Below are 22,475 nucleotides of genomic sequence, written 5' to 3'. Positions count from 1 at the left end.
TTTATTTAATCATGGCTTGATCTTAGAATGCTCATAAAATAGAGTCCAATATATAATATTTATTTTCTTTATAGGTTTTTATCTATACTTAAGGGGCTTGATGAAGCAACCAACGATTCGCCAATTGCAATTGATACAAGCGTTGGCTCGCTACAAAAGCTTATCTGTGGTGGCTGAAAAGTTATTTATTTCACAACCATCAGTGTCGATTCAGCTGAAAAATTTGGCTGATATTGTCGGGCTACCTTTGTATCGAACCCAAGGAGGGAAAATCCAATTAACCGATGCTGGGTTTGTGGTTTTAAAAACCGCTAATCAAGTCTTTCAAGCGTTGGATAACTTGCATACTGATATTGATAATTTGCAAGGCGTGGTGACTGGAACTTTATCTATTTCTGTTGTAACAACTGCTCAATACTTCTTACCCCTATTGTTAGCGGCTTTTCATAAGCATTATCCTCATGTTGAAGTAAAATTGGAAATCGGCAATAGGGAGACGATTTATGCACGCTTAAGAAGTAATCTCGATGATTTCTACTTATTTAGCCAAATTCCTAGCGATGTTAATGTTACTGAAACGCCGTTTTTAACGAATGAATTGGTGGTGGTTGTTCCAGAGCGACATGAGTTAATCATGCAACCTTCGGTTAGTTTGGCGAGGCTATCTCATTATCCGTTTATCTTAAGAGAGCCGGGTTCTGGTACTCGAGAAACGACTTTGTCATTATTTGCCAAGCATGGTTTAACGTTAAAAGAGCATATGACGATTGCTAGCAGTGAGGCGATTAAGCAAGCGGTCGCTGCAGGATTAGGTATCTCCGTGTTGAGTCGCCATAGCTTAGATTTTGGGCAGCTCTCTGGACTAAAAATCATAAACGTGGAAAACTTTCCGATCACTAATCAGTGGCGCCTGGTACAAAATAACACTCGACAGCCAAGTTTATTGGCGAAAGCTTTTTTGGCTTTTATGCGTGATAATGGTCAGGATGTCTTACGAAAAGCAACGCGTCAAAGCTATTGACATTGTTTTGCTTTTACTCGGGTCTGTTGAGCTATAGAGGTTGTTTTTGCAGCAATTGATGATGTTTTTATACAAGGCAGCGTTGATGTCGTGTGGTTATTCCACATGAATTAACGATAACGCAGTAGAAAAACATCAGAAATGTTGTCCTTTGGATTCGTTTAACTGCATTTTACGCTTTGTTACTTGCTCTGTGCGTAGAATAACTATGCGTATCACAAGTGCCGCGATTAAAATGCAGTTAATTCGAACAAAACTCAACCACAAAAGTTCAACACGCCCTAGGTTAATGGTAGAATTCATGCTTTCTTCTCATCACAGGTAAGGTAATTAGATGAACCCAATCATTGCATTATTAAAAGAACAAAATATCAGTGACCAACAAATTAATGACGTATTTAAAGCACTAACAGAGAACCCATTAATGGCAATGAATACGATTCAAACTTTAGGTATTCCTGCAGATAAGTTACAAAGCCTAATGATGATGGTGATGCAAAACCCATCACTTATAAAGGAAGCGGTCGAAGAGCTAGGGCTTGATTTTAGCCAAGTGGAAGCAGCTAAAGCTAAGATAGATGCTCAGCAATCGCAGTCGTAAAGCGTTATTATGCTAGAGCGTGTTGATCTTTGCGGTACAAATTTTGTTCGAATTAAACGTGATTTAATCGAGGCGTAGCGAATACAGTATAGTTATTCTATACAAATGAGTTACAACAGAGCGTAAATCACGTTTAAACGAATCCGAAGGACAGCGCCCATTTGAAATTTCTACTTCGTTATTGCCTACTTATGGGGAATAACCACATGACATAGGCTCTGTCTTGTATAAACTTCAAATGAACTGCTGCAAAAATGTACATCAAAGATCAACACGCTCTAGGCACTATCAACATTGGTAGTTATCTCGCTAATTACGCTGCATCTATTATTATACTGTTACCACCATCGAGGTACGTTCCGACAGTACTGCAGATAAGTCGTTTGAAACTTAGCCGCTAGAGCATGTTCTTCAGACAAGGTTTGCCGGTAAATTGCAGTGATACCTATAAGTAAACAAATAAATGTGAACACGCTTGGCAGCGCTAAGAAAAAACCTAGTTGAGCCGTAATAACGCCAATATACATTGGATTACGGCTTTTTGCGTATACACCATCGGTCAGGAGCTGATGTGGTGAGTTAGGATCGATACCAGATCGCCATAGGTTCTTCATTTTTAGATGAATATACAAGGTGAAACCAAAGCCAAAGGTAAGTAATATTAACCCACTCATTATAATCCCTGCATGATTAAATGAAGTAAACATACCGAGATAACCATCTAGTTGTGGGTAAAAAACTCTCGTTAAGCAAACAATCCAAATACCAGCGCGAAAAATTCTAAATAAGAGATGATTCCACCACGTCGCACAAAACGTTTTACCAGGATGGATCATTTGCTTATTTAATTTTAGTTGTAGCCAAATAATGCGAACAGTATAAAACGTGGCGACAAACGTGAAGAATACCGCCAAGTAATAACGTGTAAAGATAAATAGTGTCAGATCAAGTCCTTGCATTGTGATGCTTTAGGGTCCTTTATTACTATTCTATTAATCAGATATTAAAGCACAATTTTTACGGTGGTATAACAAGTATTTGTATATTCAGAATAATTGCGCCAATAGGCGCAGAAAATGACTAACAGTATATTGCAAAGCGTAGTTTTCTTAGGTGGTACTGAGATCGTCATTACCGATCAAAGAATTACATAACAATAGAGCTGATTAGCCACGTAAAGTGGGCAAAAAAAAGCCCATCGATAACGTTAAGATGGGCTAAGAAAGACTTTTCTGTCAATAACAACGGTTAGCGCACAGTTGCGGCCTTCATCTTTTGAACGAATGCACGAAGTGCGGCTAACATTTCTTGAGGTTGGTCTAGATGTTGTTCGATAATATTGACCACAGCTGAGCCGCTGATGGCACCTTCGGCTCCAGCATCAAGGGCGGCTTTAACTTGCTCTGGTGCTGAAATACCAAAACCGATCACTGCAGGTGCGGCGTGGTTATCTCTTAGGGTCGTAACTAAATGCTCAGCTGGGGTGCTTGCTTTAGTTTCTGTACCCGTAACACCAGCGCGACTGAGGACGTAAGTATATCCTTTACTATACTCGGCGACTTTTGCTAAGGTTTCAGCGCTGGCATTTGGCGGCGCGATGAAAATTGGCGCTATACCAGCTTTTTGAGCAGCTAATCTAAACGGCTGACTTTCTCTTATCGGTAAATCTGCAATTAACACAGAGTCTACGCCAGCCTCTGCCATATCTCGATAAAACTTATCTATCCCTCTAGCAAAGACTAAATTACCGTATAACAATAAGCCAATAGGGATATTTGGGGCATATGCTCTCACTTGCTTTAAAATATCAATACAAGTGTCTGTGTTAACATTTTCGCTTAATGCTCGTAATCCCGCTTTTTGGATTGTAACGCCATCGGCACTAGGATCTGAAAATGGAATACCAAGCTCTAATGCATCAGCTCCTGAATCAATTAAAGTTTTGATGATCTCAAAAGATAATTCCGGATTTGGATCGCCAATGGTGACAAAAGGAATAAACGCCCCTTGATTGCTCTCTTTTAATGAAGCAAAACAGTGCTGATAACGGTGGCCAATTTGAGGTTCATTAGTAACAGTCATTAGTTTTGCTCCGTTTGTTGATTTTGCTCGGGGTGAAGAACGCTATGAACATGGGCGAGATCTTTATCACCACGACCTGATAGATTGACTAAGAATATGGTTTCTTCATCTACGTTATCTGCCATCTTTATTGCTTGTGCTAATGCATGGGAAGATTCTAAAGCTGGGATAATACCTTCGCTACTCGCTAAAGTTTGAAAAGCATCGAGAGCTTCATCATCATTAATTGGCACATATTGCGCGCGGCCAGTTTCTTTTAAGTGGGCATGTTGTGGGCCAACCGCAGGATAATCAAGCCCTGCTGAAACAGAATAAGACTCTTCTATTTGACCAAATTTATCCTGCATAATGTAGGTATAATTACCATGTAGCATTCCTTTCGTCCCGGCTGATAAGGTTGCGCCATGCTGGTCGGTATCAATACCTTTACCACCAGCTTCAACACCAATGAGCTTAACGTGTTCATCTCCAATAAAATCATTGAACATACCTATCGCATTGGAGCCACCTCCGACACAGGCAATGACATAGTCAGGTAAACGTCCTTCTTCTGCCAAGAGTTGCGCTTTCGCTTCTTCACCGATCATTTTTTGAAAATCACGAACAATCGTTGGGAAAGGGTGAGGTCCTGCAGCAGTACCTAATAAGTAGTGTGCGCTATCATAATTTGCTGACCAATCACGCAATGCCTCATTGACGGCATCTTTTAAGGTACCGCCACCAGCAGTGACAGGAATAACAGTCGCACCCATTAATTTCATCCGAAAAACATTCGGTTGTTGACGAGCACAGTCATGTGCACCCATGTAAACTCTACATTTTAAGCCGAGTAAAGCACAAGCAATAGCTGTTGCAACACCATGTTGACCAGCGCCCGTTTCAGCGATAATTTCTTTCTTTCCCATTTTTTTGGCTAGCAATGCTTGGCCTAACACTTGATTGGTTTTGTGGGCGCCACCATGCAATAAGTCTTCTCTTTTTAGATAGATCTTTGCTAATGGGTTTTTTGTCAGGTTTCTTGTTAATGTCAGCGGTGTTGGTCTGCCCGCATAGCTCTCTAGCAGTTTGTTAAACTCTTCTTGAAAAGCGATATCGTTTTTCGAGTCGAGATAAGCTTGTTCAAGTTGCTCAAGTGCCGGCACTAATAATTCACCGACAAACATTCCACCAAACTCACCGAAATAGGCAGGTAGCTTATTCTCTTTCATGTTTTCATTCGTTGATTGTGACATGTTAGTAATTCCGTATCTGAGTAAACACTTGGTTTAGTTTTTCTTGGCTTTTTTGTCCGGGACTTGATTCGACGCCGGAATTGATATCAAGACCAAATAGTTCTTGTGAGACAAGTACATTGATTGCCTCGCTAATATTTTCGGGGGCCAAGCCACCAGCAAGAAAACAGCTGGAAAAATCTTGGTCACTTTTATCGAGTAACAGCCAATTAAACGCTTGCCCGCTTCCTGCTGTTTTTCCGTCTAGTACGACATGACTGGCCAAAGTGGCAAACTGGTTAATATCATTTTCAACTGCTATTGCTTGCCAAATCTGACAGCGTCCTGGCAGCAGGGAAGCGAGTTGATCAAAATATTCTGTATTTTCACCGCCGTGCAGTTGAACAGCCTTTAGATTTAATGATGTTGCCATTTCAACGACGAAATCAATAGAATGGTTAACGAAGACGCCAACGTAATCGAGCCCTGAAACTTGGTTAACGATGGCACGGGCGGTGTGTTCATTGATACATCGAGGTGATTTTTTCGCGAAAATCAACCCACCATAGACCGCGCCGCTGTTCATGGCTTTTTCGGCATCCTCTACTGAAGTTAAACCGCAAACTTTGTTTTCACCAAAGATCAGACGACGGCAGGCTAAATCAATATCCTTTTGCGCCATTATCGAGCTACCCACCAAAAAGCCATCGACAGCCGGTGCTAGCTCTCTAACTTGCGCATTGGTATAAATGCCTGATTCTGAGATAACGATCCTGTCGTCAGGCAAGGTAGGGGCAAAGTCAAAGGTACGGGCGATATCGGTCGATAAATCGCGTAAATTGCGATTATTGATGCCGATAAGTTTAGCACCTAATGTAATTGCTCGATCACGTTCTTCTTCTGTGGATATTTCGGTAAGAATAGCGAGGTTATATTGCTCTGCAACGTTAGCCAGTTGACGATATTCATCATCGGTTAAAACACTCAGCATCAGTAATATCGCATCTGCACCATAATAGCGAGCTAAATACACTTGATATGGGTCGATAAAGAAATCTTTATTGAGCACAGGACAATTGACGGTTTCAGTGACCTTTTTTAAATAATCAAATTGGCCTTGAAAGTATTTTTCATCGGTCAGCACTGAGATCGCTGCTGCATATTTATCATAGACTTTAGCAATTGCTTCAACGTCAAAATCAGGGCGAATAAGCCCTTTAGAAGGAGAAGCTTTTTTGCATTCTAGGATAAAACCCGCATGACCACTTCCATGGCGACGGTCAAGAGCCTGATACATGTCTTTGTTTGAAGGAACTAATTGGTCAACAAAGCTCGATAACGGAAATTCTTGTTTCCTCGCTTCAACCTCTAAGCGCTTATCAGCAACGATTTTTTCTAAAACGTTCGCCATGTTAACGATCTCCTTGCGATAAGTGAACCATAGTTTCTAAGGTTTTTAGCGCGCGTCCCGAAGCTAGTACTTCTTGAGCGAGTAGTGCTGCCGATTGTAAATTATCAGCCATGTCGTGCAAATAGAGTAGCACGGCACAGTTAACAACCACGGCACTATTATGCGCTGGCAAGCCATCACCTGATAATATTGTTTTGATAATATCGGCATTTTCTTTTGGACTGCCTCCTTTAATATCATCTAAGGTATAACGTTTTAAGCCAAAATCTTCAGGAGTGATGGTACGAAAAGTTAACTTGCCATGATTAATTTCAATCACTTTTGTCTCGCCATGGAGTGCAATTTCATCCAAACCACTACCGTGAACAACCCAGCCACGTTCTACGCCTGTTAATAGTAAACTTTCGGCCATCGTTTCAAGCAACGCTGGGGTATAAACACCTAATAGCATTGTCTTTGGTTTGGCGGGGTTAACCAAAGGTCCGAGAATATTAAATATGGTACGAATGCCCATTGCTGCGCGCACTGGACCGGCATACTTGAACCCTGGATGATAGGCCGGAGCATATAAAAAACAAAGGTTGGATTGCTCTATGCAAGTCGCGGCTTGCTCCGGTGACATTTCCAAATTAACCCCTAATGCTTCTAATAAGTCTGCAGAACCAGACATGCTAGAAACACTGCGGTTGCCATGTTTCGCCATTTTTACCCCACAAGCGGCAGCTAAAATCGCTGCAGTTGTTGAGATGTTAATGGTGTTGGCACCATCGCCACCAGTGCCAACACAGTCGGTAACATCAAAGCTTACTTTCGGAAAAGATGTTGCGAAATCTCGAATAGCCAGAGCCGCTCCAGCAATTTCTTCTGAAGTTTCTCCTTTAATTTTTAAAGCCGTTAACACAGAAGCTAATAACGCAGGTTCAACATTACCGGCAAATACGTCGCTAAAAAATTGTTGTGATTGTTGTTGTGACAGAGATTTTCCATTCACTAACGTATCTAAAATTTTAGTCATGAGTAACGTCCTTTAACTTTTGGTTTAAGCCATCATTGGTTAAATCATTTTCTTTGAGTTCGACACCGGTAAGCAGTGTCAAACTTTGCTCTATCAGCGTGCTACCAAATGTGGTCAGAATTGATTCTGGATGAAACTGAAAACCGATAACCCTATCGTTTTGGTGACTAATGGCCATTGGCAAATTGATGTCATCATTAATGTCATATTTTGCAATAACCTCCAAACAACTCGGTACTTGTGTAGCCACGAGCGAGTGGTAGCGAGCAACGGGCAGAGGATTTTTAATATCAGCAAACACGCCAGAGGCGGTGTGAGTTATGTTAGAAGCTTTGCCATGGATAATTTCAGGGGCTCTACCTATGGTACCACCATAGTACTCAACAAGCGCTTGATGCCCCAAACAAATACCAAGAATAGGAAAGCGACCAGCAGTTTTTTCAATTAATTCCATTAAGCATCCCGCGCTTTGTGGATCACCAGGACCTGGTGAAAGCACCAAAACTACTGGCGATTGGCAAGCTTCCATTTGTGCGACGATATAATCTGCGGATAGGGTATTACGGTAGATTGTCGGTTCAAACCCGAGGGTTTGAAATTCATCCACCAAGTTGTAAGTGAATGAGTCGAGGTTATCGAGCATAAATAATTGCGTGCTGTGCTTCATTAGTTGTGCTCCTTGACTGTGGTGGAGATGTTTTCCATCTGTGCAGCGGTTTTGATGGCGTTAATAACCGCTTGTGCTTTCTGACGTGTTTCATCAGCTTCTGCCTGTGGTACAGAGTCATAAACGACACCCGCGCCAGCTTGCACGTGAGCTAAACCATCTTTGACAAATGCAGAACGAATAACAATGCATGAGTCCATATCACCTTCGCCAGTAAGATAACCTACTGCACCGCCATAACTACCGCGTCGTTTACCTTCAAATTGGCGAATAAGCTCGGTAGCCTTCACTTTAGGGGCGCCAGAAAGTGTCCCCATGTTCATACAGGCTTGGTAGGCGTGCAGTGCATCGAGGTCTTCACGCAATTTGCCACAAACTCTAGACACTAGATGCATCACATGAGAATACCTATCAACTTTTAGTAAATCAGCAACATGGCGTGTGCCCGGTTTACTCACTCGTGCAACATCATTTCTGGCCAGATCAACTAACATAATATGTTCAGCAAGTTCTTTTTTATCTTGACGCAATTCAAGCTCAATTCGACAATCTAAATCGAGTGACAAATTGCCATGACGATCAAAGCCCCTAGGGCGAGTACCCGCAATTGGATAAATTTCCACTTGACGGTTGTGTTGTTGGTATTTAATCGCCGATTCTGGAGAAGCGCCAAACATAACAAAGTCTTCATCTTGTAAATAAAACATGTAAGGGCTTGGGTTACTTTCCCGTAGCGCTAAGTAGGCGTTAAAGGTATCTTTGCAAGGCAAAGAAAAAGTTCGTGATGGCACAATTTGGAAAATATCGCCAGCGCGAATATGCTCTTTTAATTGTTCAACCGTTTGGCAAAAATCTTCATCACTGATGTCACAACTAATCTCTAAAGGCTGGCAGCGCTCAAGTTTTCGTGTCTGAGGTGGCGCGATATCGCTTTCTACTAAATCTTTAATAACCGATAAACGTCGCGCTATTTCGAAGTGACACTTACGCTGCTCTTTGCCAGAAAACACATTGGCAATGACTTCAGATGACCGCTTTTCATGATCAATAACAACTAATGTCTCTGCTAAATAAAAAACAAAATCCGGGCAGCTATTGTCACTATCATCAACATCAGGCAGCTGTTCGCTCATTGCTATCATATCAAAGGCAAACGCTCCTCCTAAAAAGACGGCAAAAGGGTGATGATGTTGATTAGCCAATTGTTGAAAAACACGTAACGCCTGAAACGGGTTACTGGCCTTTAAACGTGACATTTCATCGAGTGGTTGTTCACTGGTTGGAAAATTGGCAATTAACGATTTTCTGTCAAAGGTTAAGTTTGCATATTGAGCTAACTGCTTGGCAGCAAAAGCGATGGCAGCTTCGCCATTTAAGCTCAGTGGTGTAAAAGTTACCTGCTGTCCATGACAAACTATCTTTGCCGCAGCATCGACCAATAGCAAACTTTTTAATTGGTGTTTTTTGTCGATTTCAGCTGACTCTAACAAAAGGTTATTGCGTTTTTCGCCACAAAGCTTTTTAAATAACGTCAGTGGATCACACTGGTATTTAGCCTTGCTGGTTAAGCAATGCACGGCACCAATGTCGCTGGTATTCGGCTGATTAAACATTGAGGTCATAATGCTTTACCTGCTGCAGAAATAAAGGGTTTGATATCAGCCATTAGGGTTGAAAAATCCTCAGCAGTTAACGCTTGATGACCATCTGAGAGTGCTTCTTTAGGGTTAAGGTGTGCCTCAACAATGATACCATCGGCGCCTACAGCAACTGCCGCTCTCGATAGCGGGTTAATAAGTGATTTAACACCTGTGCCGTGCGAAGGATCAACCAACACGGGTAGGTGGGTTTTTTCTTTTAAGTAGGCGACGGCATTGAGGTCAAGGGTATTTCGCGTGGCGGTTTCAAATGTTCTGATGCCTCGTTCACACAATATGACGTTAGGGTTACCCGCATTCACTATGTATTCAGCGGCGAGCAATAATTCTTCGATAGTGGCACTCATACCGCGCTTAAGTAAAACCGCTTTGTTTTGTTTGCCTACCGCTTCCAATAAACGGAAGTTTTGCATATTGCGGGCACCAATTTGGTAGCAATCAATATAGTCATACATAAGTTCTGCGTCATTTGGATCGATAATTTCTGAAACGACTGGCATTTGATATTTTTCATTCGCTGCTTTTAAAAGTGCTAAACCTTCAACGCCAAGTCCTTGAAAGCTATAAGGGCTAGTTCTTGGTTTAAAAGCACCCCCTCTGAGAAGCGGGACATGATGGCCTTTTAACATCTCAGCGACACTGAAGAGTTGTTGTTGGCTTTCAACTGAGCATGGGCCGGCGATAATGGTAAAATTACCACCACCGACTTTTATGCCACCAATAGAAATAACAGAATCGTGTGCTTGCAGTTCACGACTGACAAGCTTATAAGGGCTTAATACTGGTTTTATCTCATCCACCATTGGATAGGCGTCAAGATGAAGTTGTCTAAGAATGCGTTCGTCACCTAAGGCACCAAGTACGGTGCGTTCTACACCTGGCATGTAGAGTGGTTTGAGGCCAAGGCTGGCTATTTTATCAAGTATTTCTTGGGCATCTTGCTCAGATGCTTGCGGTTTTAAAACGATGATCATGATAGTGTCCTATGTTGTATTTAAATGGGTCATCCGGCGTAAATGGGCTGAAGCCACCAAATAAACCAACTTTTAACTTTTGTTGTTAACATGAGTTCTTCCAAGTAATTTTGTTTTCTCAAAAAGCAAAAAACCCGCTTAATAAGCGGGTTTTTAAAGATATTTTTTACGTTAAATACAGCAAACTATCACAACCCACTTATGTAGAGTTATGCCACCACCAAATTAGAGAAATAGTTTGTTTTACATGTATCATTCTAATACTGACCTAAGTAGAATAAGTTTGCTGATTCCCCCTATAGAAGAACTGATTATGTCGTTATTGTCAACTGAAAATTTTGTCGATTATCGAAATGCTCGTGTTGACTTGCATAGCCATACTCACTGTTCAGATGGTGGTTTATCGCCACAAGAGCTGATAGAACGTGCGGTTAACTACCAATTGGATGTTTTGGCGATAACGGATCACGATACAACCTCGGGTTTATCTATTGCCAAAAAGCATATTTTAGAACGTAATCATCCAATTACCTTAATCGATGGTATTGAGATTTCTACGGCATGGCATGGCTTTGAGATCCATATTGTCGGTCTAAATATTAATGAACAACATCCCGCCTTGGTGTCGTTAATTGAATCTCAACAACAGCTTCGAGAGCAACGCGCCGAGATGATGGGAGAAAAACTTATCAAATGTGGTTTTTCTAATGTTTATCAACAAGCGAAAGCACTGGCGGGAAATGGTTCTATTACTCGAGCTCACTTTGCCAAAGTATTGTTAAATGCAGGGCATGTTAGCACGATGCAAAAAGCCTTTGATAAGTATATTGGTAAAGGGAAAAGAGCTTATGTAAAACCGATGTGGTGTTCCATAGAAACTGCAATTGAGGTTATTCATCAAGCAGGTGGCGTCGCAGTAATGGCTCATCCAATACGTTATGATATGACGGCCAAGTGGCTTAGACGACTAATCATCCAATTTAAGGAAGCCGGTGGCAATGGTTTAGAGATTGTTTTACCGCAAATGAATCCTGAACAGCGCCAACGCATGCTAAACTATTGTTTAGAGTATGATTTACATGCTTCATTAGGTTCTGATTTTCACCACCCGAGTCGATGGAGCGATTTAGGAAAGAACCTCGTATTACCAGAGAACTGCCAACCTATTTGGCAATGTTGGCAATAGTGATTATTGCAACGAATTAACAACGCTTGGAGCGATAAATGAGTCAATTTTTTTATGTACATCCTGATAACCCGCAAGGACGTTTGATGAAGCAAGCCGCGGAGATGATTCATCAAGGTAGCGTCGTTGTTTATCCAACGGAATCAGGCTATGCGCTTGGTTGTCACATCGGTGATAAAAAAGCACTCGAGCGAATCTGTCGGATCAGAGGAATAAATAAGGAGCATAATTTTACGCTGGTGTGCCGTGATCTTTCTGAACTGTCAGAATATGCTCGTGTAGAAAATACGGCATTTAGATTAATGAAAAATAACACGCCTGGACCGTATACGTTTGTCTTTAAGGGCACCAAAGAGGTGCCTAAACGTTTGTTGAACCCTAAGAAAAAAACCATCGGTATTCGAATCCCTGAAAATACTATTGCACAGGCATTACTCGAAGCGCTAGAAGAGCCTATTATGTCAACAAGCTTAATCATGCCTGGTGAACAAACTACCGAGTACGATCCGGAACAAATTCGTGATTTGCTAGAGCATCAAGTGGATTTGATTATTCATGGTGGTTACTTAGGTGAAAAGCCAACGACTGTGATTGATTTTTCGCAAGGAGATGCTGAAATTTTGCGTGTTGGTCAGGGCGATCCAAGTCCGTTTGAATAATCCTAAGAGAGTATTGGGTGAGTCAATTAAGTGCTAAAGGTGAAATGCAACAACAGTCATTACCGTTGGCGTTTATTCGTGGTGAAGCTTTCGTTGAAAAACCACAAGATTTGTATATTCCACCCGATGCGTTAGAAGTCATTTTAGAGGCATTTGAGGGACCTCTCGATTTACTGCTTTATCTTATTAAGAAGCAAAAGTTTGATATTTTGGATTTACCCATAGCACCAATAACCGTGCAATACATGCAATACGTCGAGTTAATGAAAGATGTAAAGTTGGAGTTAGCTTCAGAATATTTGGTAATGGCAGCAGTGTTAGCAGAAATAAAGTCGCGATTATTGTTGCCTAAACAACATGTAGATGAAGATGAACAAGACCCGCGAGCCGAACTTGTCAGACGATTACAAGAGTACGAAATCTTTAAAAATGCTGCGCAGCAGCTTGATGAGTTACCAAGAGTCGATAGAGATTTTTTACCCGTTGCGGCTAGCTTACCAGCGAACATTCCCATAAAATCAGCGCATAGTGATGTTGATTTAGTAGAGCTTGTCGCTGCTTTGCAAGATGTCTTGAAACGCAGTCAAGCTTATGAACATCACCATATTGCCAAAGAAGCGTTATCGACCCGTGAGCGCATGAGTCAAATATTAACCCAATTAACAAAAAATGAAGATTTTACCCCTTTTGAACAGCTTTTTGATGTCAAAGAAGGAAAGCATGGTGTCGTCGTGACGTTTATAGCCATACTTGAGTTGATTAAAGAACAGTTAATCGAATGTGTGCAAGTAGATAGTTTTGCCAGAATAAATGTTCGAATTAAGCGATAAATCTGATTGATGATGGTAAACTAATGCCCAAGATAACTAGACAGTCATTATCACGTTTAATTGAAGCGGCAATATTTGCTTCGCCAACGCCATTGTCGTTGAAGAAGATTAAACAGCAATTATTGGTCGAGTATCAAGTAAGCCATCAACAGGTAACTACAGCGTTAGAGACAATAAAGCATGATTATCAGCATCGCTCGGTAAACCTTGTTGAAGTGGCTAGCGGTTATCGTTTTCAAGTAGTCCCCGAATATGCAGAGCAGGTCAGTAACCTGTTTCAGGAGAAGGCGCCTAAATATTCAAGAGCGTTACTTGAAACTTTGGCGATGATTGCCTATAAACAACCGATCACTCGCGGAGAGATAGAACAGGTTAGGGGGGTATCGGTTAGTAGCCAAATTACCAAAACCTTATTAGAGCGTCATTGGATAAAAGTGGTTGGTCATAAAGATGTGCCAGGTAAACCAGCATTGTATGCAACGACTAAAGAATTTTTAGATTATTTTTCACTACAATCCTTGCAGCAGTTGCCAGAATTAATGCCGATATCAGAAATCGCACTTAAAAGCTCTGAGCAATTGGATCAAGAGAACATTGAAGAGTAAACTCAGTTTAAGAGACAGCAACTTAGCATGCAGCAATAGAATGTATCATGTGATGTTACTGACGGAAGAGAGTTAAGACCTATGTCTGAAAAATTACAAAAAGTGTTAGCCCGAGCGGGTAAAGGATCTCGTCGAGAAATGGAAGCAATCATTAGTGCTGGTCGTGTTAGCGTTAATGGCAATATGGCGTATTTAGGTGATCGCGTCGAAGGGAATGAAACCATAAAAATTGATGGTCATCCGGTGACGTTGAAATCAAAAGATGACGAAATTTGTCGAGTGCTGATGTATAACAAACCTGAAGGTGAAATGTGTACTCGTAAAGATCCTGAAGGGCGTCCCACGGTGTTTGATCGCTTACCTAAATTGGAATCAGGCCGATGGATAGCGGTTGGTCGTCTCGATATTAACACCTCAGGTATGTTACTGTTTACCACTGATGGTGAATTAGCAAATCGCTTGATGCATCCTTCTCAGAAAGTTGAACGAGAGTACGCGGTCAGGGTTTTTGGTGAAGTTGACCAAGCCATGATCCAACGGTTGAGAACTGGCGTTAAACTTGAAGATGGTCCTGCTAAGTTTCAAAAAATCACTTACCGAGGTGGCGAAGGACGCAACCATTGGTTTCATGTCGTGCTTTCCGAAGGCCGTAATCGAGAGGTTCGTCGTTTGTGGGAGAGTCAGGAAGTACAGGTTAGTCGATTGATCCGAGTTCGATATGGTGACATGGAAATGAAGCGTCAGTTGCCATTAGGTGGTTGGGTAGAGCTTTCTTTGCCAGATGTTAATTATTATCGCAAGTTAGTCAAACTGCCGGTGGAAACCAAAAGTAAAGTGAAAGTTGATGAAAAAGCAATGGATAATGCCAAAAGTCGCAGAATAAGACGCTCAGTGAAGAAACATCAACAACGACATCAGCAAGCAACGAGACGTCGCCGCAGTTAATAAGAGTGCTTGCCTGTTTAAGGCCCTGATAAAATGTAGTAGTGGAAGTTGATGTGCAAAAACTTTATATAGAACAACAAGAAGATTTAAATTTATTATCCCAACAGTTAGCACGTGCAAATGTTATTACCATAGATACTGAATTTGTTCGAACAAGGACATTTTATCCAAAGCTAGGCTTGCTACAGGTCTGCGATGGTGATGTTATTGCATTAATCGATCCAACGACCATAGAAGATCTTTCTCCATTTTGGCAATTGCTTGAAGATCCTAAGTTAGAAAAGGTTATTCATGCTTGCTCTGAGGATTTAGAGGTTTTCCTTACTCATGGCAATTGTCGACCGCAAAACTTAATCGACAGCCAGATTATGATGTCGTTTTTAGGGCATGGCTTATCTATTGGTTATGCTGGTATGGTACAACACTATTTAGCGATTGAACTCGATAAATCCGATTCACGTACCGATTGGCTCAAACGTCCATTGACGGAAAGTCAAATTGCTTATGCTCAGGCCGATGTCGACTATTTGTATCAGCTATATCCACGTTTAAAACAAGAGTTAATTGACTCTTCTTGGTATCAAGCCGCTCAACTGGATACTCAGCTGATGATCGAACGTAAATTCGCTACTATTGATCCTGATAGCTTATATCAACAGATTAAGATGAGTTGGCGATTGAATTCTCGTCAGTTAAATTTACTTAAATATTTAGCTAAATGGCGTTTTGAACAAGCACAGCTTCGTGATTTACCGTTAGGTTTTATCGCTAAAGACCACACACTTATTGGTCTTGCCCGAGTTAACCCCAAAAGTGTAGGTGCGATGGCATCAATCGAAGGTGTAGAGCTCAGTGATATCCGCCATAAAGGAAAAGCGTTGCTTTCTGTGTTGAAAAAAGCAAATCAAACAGATGAAAAAGACTTTCCACCGCGTATCTTGCGTCTAGATGAGACACCTGGATATAAACAAGTATTTAAAAAGGTAAAGAGCTACATTAAGAAAGTTGCCGATCAGCATCATCAAGCGATAGAGAATTTTGCATCTAAAAAGCAAATCAATCAGTTTTTGAGTTGGCATTACAAAATAGAACAACATCTTGATGTCGATAAAGATATTGATATTTTACGAGATTGGCGAAAACCGCTATTTGGTGAACAACTGCTCGCCCATGCCAAAGATAATTTTACTTCTCTGTAATCTTATGGCGCTAACAATTCGTTTATAGCCTAAGCCAGTCATGTTATAGTGGTGCTTTGCTATTTATTGACACATATTAAAGGTTCAGCTCATGTTGTGTGCCGTATATAAAAGCCCTAAAAAAGCACAAACTTATCTTTTTGTTAATAAGCGGGATGATTTCTCGCAAGTGCCAGATGCCTTGAAAGCGATGTTTGGTACCCCCAATCTGGTCACCATCATTAATTTGGCGAACAAAGATAAGCTTGCTATGGCAGATATAAATAAAGTCAAAGAGAGTTTAATAGAGCAAGGTTTTTACCTGCAACTACCGCCGCCAGAGGAAGACTTACTTAAACAACATCGCCAAGAACTCGGTTTAGATAAACCATAAGATTTATCATTGTTTTTTTATGAATATCATTTTATTGAGGGGCTCATTAGTTAATTATGTTGGTTAAATCTTTGATTCAAACTTCCGCAGTACTTGTTTTGTTAACCGGCCTGGCATTTTCCAGTCAAGCACAGCAGGAAGAACTCTCTGAGCAAGGGTTTTTAAAGTATATTGAATCGTTAAAGGAATTGGGGCTTAAGCAAGGGTTTAGTCAAACATTTTTAAACACTGTTTTTGAAAAGCCAACCTTGTACAGAAGAGCTGTCAAAGCCGATAGAAATCAACCTGAAGTAGTAGAAACCCTTGATACCTATTTACCCAAAAGGATCCCTGATTGGAAAGTAAAAAAAGCTCGCACTTTATTTAAGCAGCACCAAGAATTACTGACAGATATTGGAGAGCGTTATGGCGTTCAACCACGATTTATTGTTGCTTTATGGGGGCTTGAAACCAATTTTGGTAAAATTATGGGGAATTATAATGTTGTTTCTGCTTTGGCAACGTTGGCATATGAAGGACGAAGAGAGGCGTTTTTTCAAAAACAACTCTGGGCAGCTTTATCGATTATTGATCAAGGACATATTACCCTAGAAGAGATGAAAGGCTCATGGGCTGGTGCGATGGGACAAAGCCAGTTTATGCCAAGCTCTTTTTTAGCCTATGCTGTTGATGGCGATGGTGATGGCCGCAAAGATATTTGGACAAATCAGGCTGACGTGTTTGCATCGATGGCGAATTATTTGGCTAAAGAAGGGTGGAATAACGAGATAACCTGGGGGCGGCAGGTGAAGTTGCCGAGCCATTTTGATAAAAGCCTCGCTATCCCTAAGCGTACTGGGAATCGCAAAAAGTGGTTAGCGGCCTGGAAACAGTACGAAAAGCCGTTGCAGGAATGGCAGGCCCTCGGTGTTAGACGTACTGACGGTACCGACTTGCCTAACGTAGATATAAACGCCGCTTTGGTGTTTCCTGATGATGAAAACGGGCGTGCATATCTCGCCTATGATAATTATAAAAGCTTGATGCATTGGAACTTATCTTATTATTTTGTCAGTTCGGTTGGACACCTTTCCGATCGTATAAAATTTCCACCCATACGTTAGGTAGCTTATGACAACTCATTCTAAATTAACACCATTTTGGGAAGTTAAAACTCTCGAGCAAATGTCACGTACTGAGTGGGAATCGCTTTGTGATGGCTGCGCAAAATGTTGCTTACACAAATTTATCGATGATGCGACTATTGATGAAGAAAGTGAGTTAAAGCCAACGGCTCATATCAATGAAGGAGAGCAGATGAGTTATAGCAATATTGCTTGTTATCTGCTTAATGATAAAAGCTGCGAATGTACGCAATATCAGCAGCGTACCAAACTCGTGCCTGATTGTGTACAGCTCACTCAAGACAATCTCGATGATGTGTTTTTTATGCCGCCAAGTTGCAGTTATCGACGGCTAAAAGAAGGCCGCGGTTTACCTTCTTGGCACCCACTGTTAAATAAAGGAAAAAAATCTGCGATGCACAAAGCAGGTATGTCTGTGCGTGGTAAAATCGTTAAAGACAATGAAGTTGATATCGACTTTTTTGAAGATTACATTGTTACTTGGCCATTGGAGGATATTGATTAACAAAATAGAGATTTAGAGCAGTTTTTGCTAGAACAGCATACTTTTTGATTTTTTAAAGTTGATTTTTAATCTGTAGCCTCCCTAAATATAGGTATAGCTATTTAAGAAGATTACCTTTACATTACTAGAAATTAAATACCTTTATTGTACAATAGTTTAGTATTTTTAATGTTTTTATAGATTGCCTTCTCTTATTTTTTGAATAAAATATCGCCAATTTTTTTGATGAGGACGTATATGAGAAACTTCAATCTTGCCTATATTTTATTATTTTCGACGCTACTTGCTGCATGTGGTGGCTCTGGTAGCGATAATGATACCCAAACGCCAGTACCAAATGTATCTCCTACGGTTAACGTTGATGATTTGACTGTAGACGAAGAAACTAGAGTAACTATAAACGCTTCAGCCACTGATTCTGACGGCAATATTGTTTCTTACAGCTGGGTACAGACTTCTGGTGAGGCACTTACGTTATCTGGAATCGAGAGTTCAGAAGTCAGCTTCGATGCACCTAGTGTTGATGAGAATACAACATATACTTTTGAAGTGACGGTTACTGATGATGATGGTGATACTGCAACAGATACAGTTACAGTTACGGTTACTAATATAGATTTGTTTGGAGTGCTGCTTGATAGTGCTGTAGCTAATATTGGCTATGCCACTGAAACACATACGGGCTTTACCGATGAAAATGGTCAGTATGAGTATCGTTCAGGGGAAACAGTAACTTTTTCTATAGGTGCGTTAACCTTCGATTCTGTTCCGGCAGCAGGAATCGTAACACCTTTAGACATAGCTGATTCAAATGAAGTTACTAACCCAAAAGTAATTAATATTATCCGTTTATTACAAACTTTAGATGCTGATGGTGATGCTGAAAATGGTATCACTATTACTCAAACAGCAATTGACAATGCTATTAACGTCAATTTTGAGCAATCCGTAGAAGCCTTCGAAGTTGATAGTGCCGTTTTATCCGTTATTGCTAATGGTGGTCAGCAGGTGGTTACAACTGAACTGATTTCTACAGCTCAAGCACTTGAACACTTCACTGGAACTCTTAGTGATAAAGGAGTTGAGTTTACAAAATTTACTGGTGTTTATGAGCTCGCAGAGGAAGGCGTTACATGGTATTTCTTTGAAGATGGCACCTATATTGGTGTTCAAACTCAAGAAGAAAATGATTTTATTGGATTTGAAAAAGGAAGCTATACAACTTCTGAAGGCCAACTAACCATGTCGGTTGAAGTCAACCAAGATGGCGAAGCACTAACTTGTGATGCGCCTAGAGGAGAGCTTTGTGATTCCTCTTTAGTAGTCAATTACGAGCTGAATGAGTCGGGCATGGTTTGGACTATTCCAAATGAAGGTTCATTAACTTGGCAACGTGTAAACTTTGTGGAAAACACTATTGAAGGCATTTGGCAGTATTACAGTGACGCCGGCTATATTATGATCGACGAAGTATTCTATTTGTTGACTTTTAAGCCCGATGGCACATATGTGTCACTTAGCTATGAGTTAACATCTGATTCAAATGAATTTTTCCATGGTGAATATACCTATGATGGCGTTAATTTGTCTTTCAATATTCTAGGTTATGCGGAGTATGACTCATATGATCAAATGTACTACATTTGTAACGGCGAGCAAGAAAACCCATGTGAGAGTGAATTGGAGTCTTTTCAAATTGAGTTATTTGAAGAGCAATTTCACCTAGGTCAAGATGGTGAACCGGAAGTATTTATTAAGTTATTTTAACTAATAACCCCATTTAAATAAAAAAGCCAGTTAACTATAAGTTAACTGGCTTTTTTATTTATGATGAATCGCTAAGGAAGACAATTTAGATGTTACGTTTGTAAAACCGCGCAAGTTGATATCGACTTTTTTGAAGATTACATTGTTACTTGGCCGTTAAACGATATCGATTAACCACTTAAGACACACATTCTCACCATTCATTTTCATCTTTTTAGTGGAATTATTTTCTCTACTTCTATTTAATAACCTATATTAATGCTCGATAAAAATATACGCTGTGAACAAGTGAGTGTTAATGAAAAAGTGATAATGACGGGGTTTTCTGCGTCAGGAACTTTTGCCAATCGATTCTCGTTAATGCACCCCGATGCGTTAAAGCTTGTTGTTGGCGGTGGACTTAATGGCATATTGTTGTTGCCAGTAAATGCGCTAGATAAACAAACATTAGATTATCCGTTAGGTATTAACGATATTGAGAAAACAACTGGGCAGCCATTTTCGTTAGAGCGCTGGCAAGCTTTACCACAATTTTTGTTTATGGGAGCAAAAGATACAAATGATGCTGCAGAATTTGATGACTCTTATTCAGATGTAGAGCGACAGGTTATTTATTCTACTATGGGAAAAAACATGCAACCGGATCGCTGGCAGCGTTGCCAAGATATGTATGTTGAGCATCATAAAAACGTTGTATTTAGAACCTATGCAGATATTGGTCATGGTACTAATTTAGCGATTCACAATGAGATCTTAGCGTTTGTAAAAGATAACATCTAAGAGCCTTTTACTAGGAACTAACGATAAAATGCCCAATCAGTTTTTTGATGCGAAAGCTTAATCTCGTGTCATTTTTTTGAATCGGCAGCTTACAATTTAAAGGAGTAAAAATGATAGGTAACGAAGCACTTTTATCCGTAGTCGCTGTCATCGCAGTGTGTCATTTATTGATAAACGCCCACCTCTCAAAAGAAATTTATCATTGGGTTCCGCTGCTAAAACAGCGCTTAACTTTGTTGCTTTGTCTGTGGCTTATCCCTTTGATTGGGATCGTTTTTGTCTATAAATATCTTGATTTAGCTTGGTTTAAGCCGAAGTCTGTACGCTCTTCTTCAGAGCAACAAAACGTTGGAAGTGCCTTTTTAGAAGTTGATGCAATATTTAACCCGGGACAAAAACATGTTCTCGAGGCGCAACAAAAGGAAATCATCGAAGAAAAAGAAGATGGCAGCGTCTACGACAATAACAAGCAAGATTTAACCAAAATTAACACGAACAATTAAATGGAAATTATAAAATGAAAATGAATTACTTTGTCTTTGGTACCAACGATGAAACCGAGGCGGTGGCTTTTTACGATGTGTTATTTGATGGTTGCGGCGTAGCGTAAGTCCACGAACAAGGACCTATGACGCTTTGGGGAAATGGCGATTTTATGTTTGCGGTTGCAGAACCCTTTGATGAGAAGCCTGCATCAAACGGCAATGGCACAATGCTAGGATGGCATGTTGACTCTATTGACGAAGTTAATCGCTTACATCAAAAAGAGCTTGAATTAGGAGGAACATGTGAAGGTGAGCCTAAAATACGTTCGAATATGCACTCAGCCTATGGCCGAGATTTAGATAACAACAAACTCTGTTTTTATACCAGCAATAGTTAGCAAGCTAGCTTGGCAAGCTGTATAGATTGCCAACCGACTATGACAGTTTATTCGGGGAGTTCATTATTGTTAATTATATCGCTGTTTATTTTTAACCTAGCGTTTCATTGATTAGGTTTAGGCTCATCTGTTGGGCTGTTATGAGCGAACATCGGACATTGAAAATATTTTCTTTCGATACTGTTTTTATATACAGAGTTGGCGAACTTCCCCCTATATTGAGGAAAATGAGCAATTTGCACATTTTTGTCCTTAGACCACTTTATTAATTTTTAAATATTTTTATACCTAGCAAAAGGTTAGTAAATTTGATATCCATGGAGTAATCATAAAAGTGAGCAATGGCGTGGTAGAAAAATGACCCATTCGATCACTATTAAATTGTTAGTTGCTTACAAGTTAACGATAGGCTGTTGTATTACCTAAAAGGATTTTTCCATGATATTAGCAATTATACTTACAATAACTGTTTACTTTCTCGTCAATAGTTACACTAAAAAACAACAAGGGTATAAGGCTAATAAAATAGTAATTAATGCCTTTTGCAGTATCGCAACATTTATCATTGTCGTGGGGGTAGTTAAACCTAATGACCCCGAAGAAGTTACAGCGGTTAATAACTCAGCAGCCGAAAAAACAAATAGTAAGACACCAATCCCTCGTAAAGAAATTATGCAATTGGATGAGTGGCTTAACTTGTATCAAGAATTAGAAACCGAAATTAAATACGATAGTGTTTTTTTAGATGTAGGTTTTGGTGTGAGTGGTCAGAAAAACCATCACATTTGGCTTGAAAAAGTACAGAATCATATATTACCGTTAGATGTAAACCCTGCTTGGCACGCAACGCCAAGCAATTTGCAAAGTTTAGCACTTGCTTATGTACGCAAAGATAATGAAAAGATTGAACGCCTTAAACGAGAGCTAGATAAAGTTTTTAACGATCCCTTATAAAACGGCAACTAACAAAAGCTTTAAA

At 40.3% G+C, this 22,475-nt stretch carries 24 protein-coding genes and 1 other annotated feature; of the genes, 16 read left to right on the top strand and 8 right to left on the bottom strand.

Annotated features, from left to right (window positions below; all coding sequences use genetic code 11):
• The first annotated feature begins 100 nt into the window (after nucleotides 1-100).
• Together ACSLUH_RS03265 and ACSLUH_RS03260 are read left to right on the top strand one after the other, a co-directional pair.
• Nucleotides 101-1,021: a LysR family transcriptional regulator gene (locus tag ACSLUH_RS03265; RefSeq protein WP_448564540.1), complete on the top strand. Its 921-nt coding sequence runs from the start codon at nucleotides 101-103 to the stop codon at nucleotides 1,019-1,021.
• A gap of 334 nt (nucleotides 1,022-1,355) precedes the next feature.
• Nucleotides 1,356-1,622: a DUF2999 family protein gene (locus ACSLUH_RS03260; RefSeq protein ID WP_448564538.1), complete on the top strand. Its 267-nt coding sequence runs from the start codon at nucleotides 1,356-1,358 to the stop codon at nucleotides 1,620-1,622.
• Between the two features lie 338 nt (nucleotides 1,623-1,960).
• Here the strand turns inward: ACSLUH_RS03260 and ACSLUH_RS03255 are convergent, their stop codons facing one another.
• From ACSLUH_RS03255 to aroF, 8 genes are all read right to left on the bottom strand, one after another.
• A complete protein-coding gene (locus ACSLUH_RS03255; protein ID WP_448564536.1) occupies nucleotides 1,961-2,581 on the bottom strand; it encodes a methyltransferase family protein in 621 nt (206 codons plus the stop codon).
• 289 nt (nucleotides 2,582-2,870) lie between these two features.
• Complete coding sequence (gene trpA / locus ACSLUH_RS03250; RefSeq protein ID WP_448564534.1) at nucleotides 2,871-3,704, bottom strand: tryptophan synthase subunit alpha; 834 nt, start codon at nucleotides 3,702-3,704, stop codon at nucleotides 2,871-2,873.
• Entirely contained in the window at nucleotides 3,704-4,936 is a 1,233-nt protein-coding gene (gene trpB / locus ACSLUH_RS03245) for a tryptophan synthase subunit beta (protein ID WP_448564532.1), read from the bottom strand. The genes trpA and trpB overlap by 1 nt, the downstream gene beginning before the upstream one ends.
• Before the next feature lies 1 nt (nucleotide 4,937).
• Nucleotides 4,938-6,326 carry a bifunctional indole-3-glycerol-phosphate synthase TrpC/phosphoribosylanthranilate isomerase TrpF gene (trpCF, locus tag ACSLUH_RS03240; protein ID WP_448564530.1) on the bottom strand — a complete coding sequence of 463 codons (1,389 nt, stop codon included), beginning with the start codon at nucleotides 6,324-6,326 and terminating at the stop codon, nucleotides 4,938-4,940.
• A 1-nt stretch (nucleotide 6,327) separates the two neighbouring features.
• Nucleotides 6,328-7,341, bottom strand: a complete 1,014-nt coding sequence (trpD, locus tag ACSLUH_RS03235; RefSeq protein WP_448564528.1) for an anthranilate phosphoribosyltransferase — start codon at nucleotides 7,339-7,341, stop codon at nucleotides 6,328-6,330.
• A complete protein-coding gene (locus ACSLUH_RS03230; protein WP_448564526.1) occupies nucleotides 7,334-8,008 on the bottom strand; it encodes an aminodeoxychorismate/anthranilate synthase component II in 675 nt (224 codons plus the stop codon). The genes trpD and ACSLUH_RS03230 overlap by 8 nt, the downstream gene beginning before the upstream one ends.
• Nucleotides 8,008-9,621 (bottom strand): anthranilate synthase component 1, encoded by a 1,614-nt coding sequence (locus ACSLUH_RS03225; protein ID WP_448564682.1) that lies wholly within the window; start codon nucleotides 9,619-9,621, stop codon nucleotides 8,008-8,010. The genes ACSLUH_RS03230 and ACSLUH_RS03225 overlap by 1 nt, the downstream gene beginning before the upstream one ends.
• A gap of 5 nt (nucleotides 9,622-9,626) precedes the next feature.
• Nucleotides 9,627-10,640 carry a 3-deoxy-7-phosphoheptulonate synthase gene (gene aroF, locus ACSLUH_RS03220; protein ID WP_448564524.1) on the bottom strand — a complete coding sequence of 338 codons (1,014 nt, stop codon included), beginning with the start codon at nucleotides 10,638-10,640 and terminating at the stop codon, nucleotides 9,627-9,629.
• 124 nt (nucleotides 10,641-10,764) lie between these two features.
• Nucleotides 10,765-10,866: a sequence feature (Trp leader region), on the bottom strand.
• Between the two features lie 87 nt (nucleotides 10,867-10,953).
• Between aroF and rnm the strand changes: the two genes are divergently transcribed.
• The 14 genes from rnm (at nucleotide 10,954) to ACSLUH_RS03150 (ending at nucleotide 22,450) form a co-directional block, all read left to right on the top strand.
• Complete coding sequence (rnm, locus tag ACSLUH_RS03215; RefSeq protein WP_448564522.1) at nucleotides 10,954-11,826, top strand: RNase RNM; 873 nt, start codon at nucleotides 10,954-10,956, stop codon at nucleotides 11,824-11,826.
• A 38-nt stretch (nucleotides 11,827-11,864) separates the two neighbouring features.
• Nucleotides 11,865-12,485, top strand: a complete 621-nt coding sequence (locus ACSLUH_RS03210; RefSeq protein ID WP_448564519.1) for an L-threonylcarbamoyladenylate synthase — start codon at nucleotides 11,865-11,867, stop codon at nucleotides 12,483-12,485.
• A 44-nt stretch (nucleotides 12,486-12,529) separates the two neighbouring features.
• Entirely contained in the window at nucleotides 12,530-13,315 is a 786-nt protein-coding gene (locus ACSLUH_RS03205) for a segregation and condensation protein A (protein WP_448564680.1), read from the top strand.
• Between the two features lie 23 nt (nucleotides 13,316-13,338).
• The gene (scpB, locus tag ACSLUH_RS03200) at nucleotides 13,339-13,920 is read left to right on the top strand and encodes an SMC-Scp complex subunit ScpB (protein WP_448564517.1); all 582 of its coding nucleotides are present in this window, start codon (nucleotides 13,339-13,341) and stop codon (nucleotides 13,918-13,920) included.
• An 81-nt stretch (nucleotides 13,921-14,001) separates the two neighbouring features.
• Entirely contained in the window at nucleotides 14,002-14,865 is an 864-nt protein-coding gene (rluB, locus tag ACSLUH_RS03195; protein ID WP_448564515.1) for a 23S rRNA pseudouridine(2605) synthase RluB, read from the top strand.
• A gap of 53 nt (nucleotides 14,866-14,918) precedes the next feature.
• A complete protein-coding gene (gene rnd, locus ACSLUH_RS03190; protein WP_448564513.1) occupies nucleotides 14,919-16,064 on the top strand; it encodes a ribonuclease D in 1,146 nt (381 codons plus the stop codon).
• Between the two features lie 91 nt (nucleotides 16,065-16,155).
• Nucleotides 16,156-16,437 (top strand): YcgL domain-containing protein, encoded by a 282-nt coding sequence (locus ACSLUH_RS03185; protein WP_448564511.1) that lies wholly within the window; start codon nucleotides 16,156-16,158, stop codon nucleotides 16,435-16,437.
• 56 nt (nucleotides 16,438-16,493) lie between these two features.
• Nucleotides 16,494-17,540, top strand: a complete 1,047-nt coding sequence (locus ACSLUH_RS03180) for a lytic murein transglycosylase (protein WP_448564509.1) — start codon at nucleotides 16,494-16,496, stop codon at nucleotides 17,538-17,540.
• 7 nt (nucleotides 17,541-17,547) lie between these two features.
• Nucleotides 17,548-18,066 carry a YcgN family cysteine cluster protein gene (locus tag ACSLUH_RS03175; RefSeq protein WP_448564507.1) on the top strand — a complete coding sequence of 173 codons (519 nt, stop codon included), beginning with the start codon at nucleotides 17,548-17,550 and terminating at the stop codon, nucleotides 18,064-18,066.
• A 237-nt stretch (nucleotides 18,067-18,303) separates the two neighbouring features.
• Nucleotides 18,304-19,833, top strand: coding sequence for a PKD domain-containing protein (locus ACSLUH_RS03170; protein WP_448564506.1), 1,530 nt, complete (start codon nucleotides 18,304-18,306; stop codon nucleotides 19,831-19,833).
• A gap of 258 nt (nucleotides 19,834-20,091) precedes the next feature.
• On the top strand, nucleotides 20,092-20,613 hold the full coding sequence (locus ACSLUH_RS03165) for a hypothetical protein (protein ID WP_448564504.1): 522 nt from the start codon (nucleotides 20,092-20,094) through the stop codon (nucleotides 20,611-20,613).
• 110 nt (nucleotides 20,614-20,723) lie between these two features.
• A complete protein-coding gene (locus ACSLUH_RS03160) occupies nucleotides 20,724-21,116 on the top strand; it encodes a hypothetical protein (RefSeq protein ID WP_448564502.1) in 393 nt (130 codons plus the stop codon).
• A 125-nt stretch (nucleotides 21,117-21,241) separates the two neighbouring features.
• On the top strand, nucleotides 21,242-21,496 hold the full coding sequence (locus tag ACSLUH_RS03155; protein WP_448564500.1) for a VOC family protein: 255 nt from the start codon (nucleotides 21,242-21,244) through the stop codon (nucleotides 21,494-21,496).
• A gap of 438 nt (nucleotides 21,497-21,934) precedes the next feature.
• Nucleotides 21,935-22,450, top strand: coding sequence for a hypothetical protein (locus ACSLUH_RS03150; protein ID WP_448564498.1), 516 nt, complete (start codon nucleotides 21,935-21,937; stop codon nucleotides 22,448-22,450).
• Nucleotides 22,451-22,475: the final 25 nt, after the last annotated feature.

This window comes from Thalassotalea ganghwensis, assembly GCF_053485795.1.
The sequence above is the reverse complement of the archived record's forward strand: the minus strand, read 5'-3'. Positions and strand labels throughout refer to the sequence as shown.

What these genes read in the sequence shown, in the direction of transcription:
- rnm (WP_448564522.1), top strand. Translation starts at nt 10,954, where the DNA reads ATGTCGTTATTGTCAACTGAAAATTTTGTCGATTATCGAAATGCTCGT.
- rluB (WP_448564515.1), top strand. Translation starts at nt 14,002, where the DNA reads ATGTCTGAAAAATTACAAAAAGTGTTAGCCCGAGCGGGTAAAGGATCT.
- ACSLUH_RS03255 (WP_448564536.1), bottom strand. Translation starts at nt 2,581, where the DNA reads ATGCAAGGACTTGATCTGACACTATTTATCTTTACACGTTATTACTTG.
- ACSLUH_RS03265 (WP_448564540.1), top strand. Translation starts at nt 101, where the DNA reads ATGAAGCAACCAACGATTCGCCAATTGCAATTGATACAAGCGTTGGCT.
- trpB (WP_448564532.1), bottom strand. Translation starts at nt 4,936, where the DNA reads ATGTCACAATCAACGAATGAAAACATGAAAGAGAATAAGCTACCTGCC.
- ACSLUH_RS03165 (WP_448564504.1), top strand. Translation starts at nt 20,092, where the DNA reads ATGCTCGATAAAAATATACGCTGTGAACAAGTGAGTGTTAATGAAAAA.
- ACSLUH_RS03210 (WP_448564519.1), top strand. Translation starts at nt 11,865, where the DNA reads ATGAGTCAATTTTTTTATGTACATCCTGATAACCCGCAAGGACGTTTG.
- ACSLUH_RS03225 (WP_448564682.1), bottom strand. Translation starts at nt 9,621, where the DNA reads ATGTTTAATCAGCCGAATACCAGCGACATTGGTGCCGTGCATTGCTTA.
- trpD (WP_448564528.1), bottom strand. Translation starts at nt 7,341, where the DNA reads ATGACTAAAATTTTAGATACGTTAGTGAATGGAAAATCTCTGTCACAA.
- scpB (WP_448564517.1), top strand. Translation starts at nt 13,339, where the DNA reads ATGCCCAAGATAACTAGACAGTCATTATCACGTTTAATTGAAGCGGCA.
- ACSLUH_RS03170 (WP_448564506.1), top strand. Translation starts at nt 18,304, where the DNA reads ATGAGAAACTTCAATCTTGCCTATATTTTATTATTTTCGACGCTACTT.
- trpCF (WP_448564530.1), bottom strand. Translation starts at nt 6,326, where the DNA reads ATGGCGAACGTTTTAGAAAAAATCGTTGCTGATAAGCGCTTAGAGGTT.
- ACSLUH_RS03205 (WP_448564680.1), top strand. Translation starts at nt 12,530, where the DNA reads ATGCAACAACAGTCATTACCGTTGGCGTTTATTCGTGGTGAAGCTTTC.
- ACSLUH_RS03155 (WP_448564500.1), top strand. Translation starts at nt 21,242, where the DNA reads ATGACGCTTTGGGGAAATGGCGATTTTATGTTTGCGGTTGCAGAACCC.
- ACSLUH_RS03180 (WP_448564509.1), top strand. Translation starts at nt 16,494, where the DNA reads ATGTTGGTTAAATCTTTGATTCAAACTTCCGCAGTACTTGTTTTGTTA.
- aroF (WP_448564524.1), bottom strand. Translation starts at nt 10,640, where the DNA reads ATGATCATCGTTTTAAAACCGCAAGCATCTGAGCAAGATGCCCAAGAA.
- ACSLUH_RS03175 (WP_448564507.1), top strand. Translation starts at nt 17,548, where the DNA reads ATGACAACTCATTCTAAATTAACACCATTTTGGGAAGTTAAAACTCTC.
- trpA (WP_448564534.1), bottom strand. Translation starts at nt 3,704, where the DNA reads ATGACTGTTACTAATGAACCTCAAATTGGCCACCGTTATCAGCACTGT.
- ACSLUH_RS03160 (WP_448564502.1), top strand. Translation starts at nt 20,724, where the DNA reads ATGATAGGTAACGAAGCACTTTTATCCGTAGTCGCTGTCATCGCAGTG.
- ACSLUH_RS03150 (WP_448564498.1), top strand. Translation starts at nt 21,935, where the DNA reads ATGATATTAGCAATTATACTTACAATAACTGTTTACTTTCTCGTCAAT.
- ACSLUH_RS03230 (WP_448564526.1), bottom strand. Translation starts at nt 8,008, where the DNA reads ATGAAGCACAGCACGCAATTATTTATGCTCGATAACCTCGACTCATTC.
- ACSLUH_RS03185 (WP_448564511.1), top strand. Translation starts at nt 16,156, where the DNA reads ATGTTGTGTGCCGTATATAAAAGCCCTAAAAAAGCACAAACTTATCTT.
- ACSLUH_RS03260 (WP_448564538.1), top strand. Translation starts at nt 1,356, where the DNA reads ATGAACCCAATCATTGCATTATTAAAAGAACAAAATATCAGTGACCAA.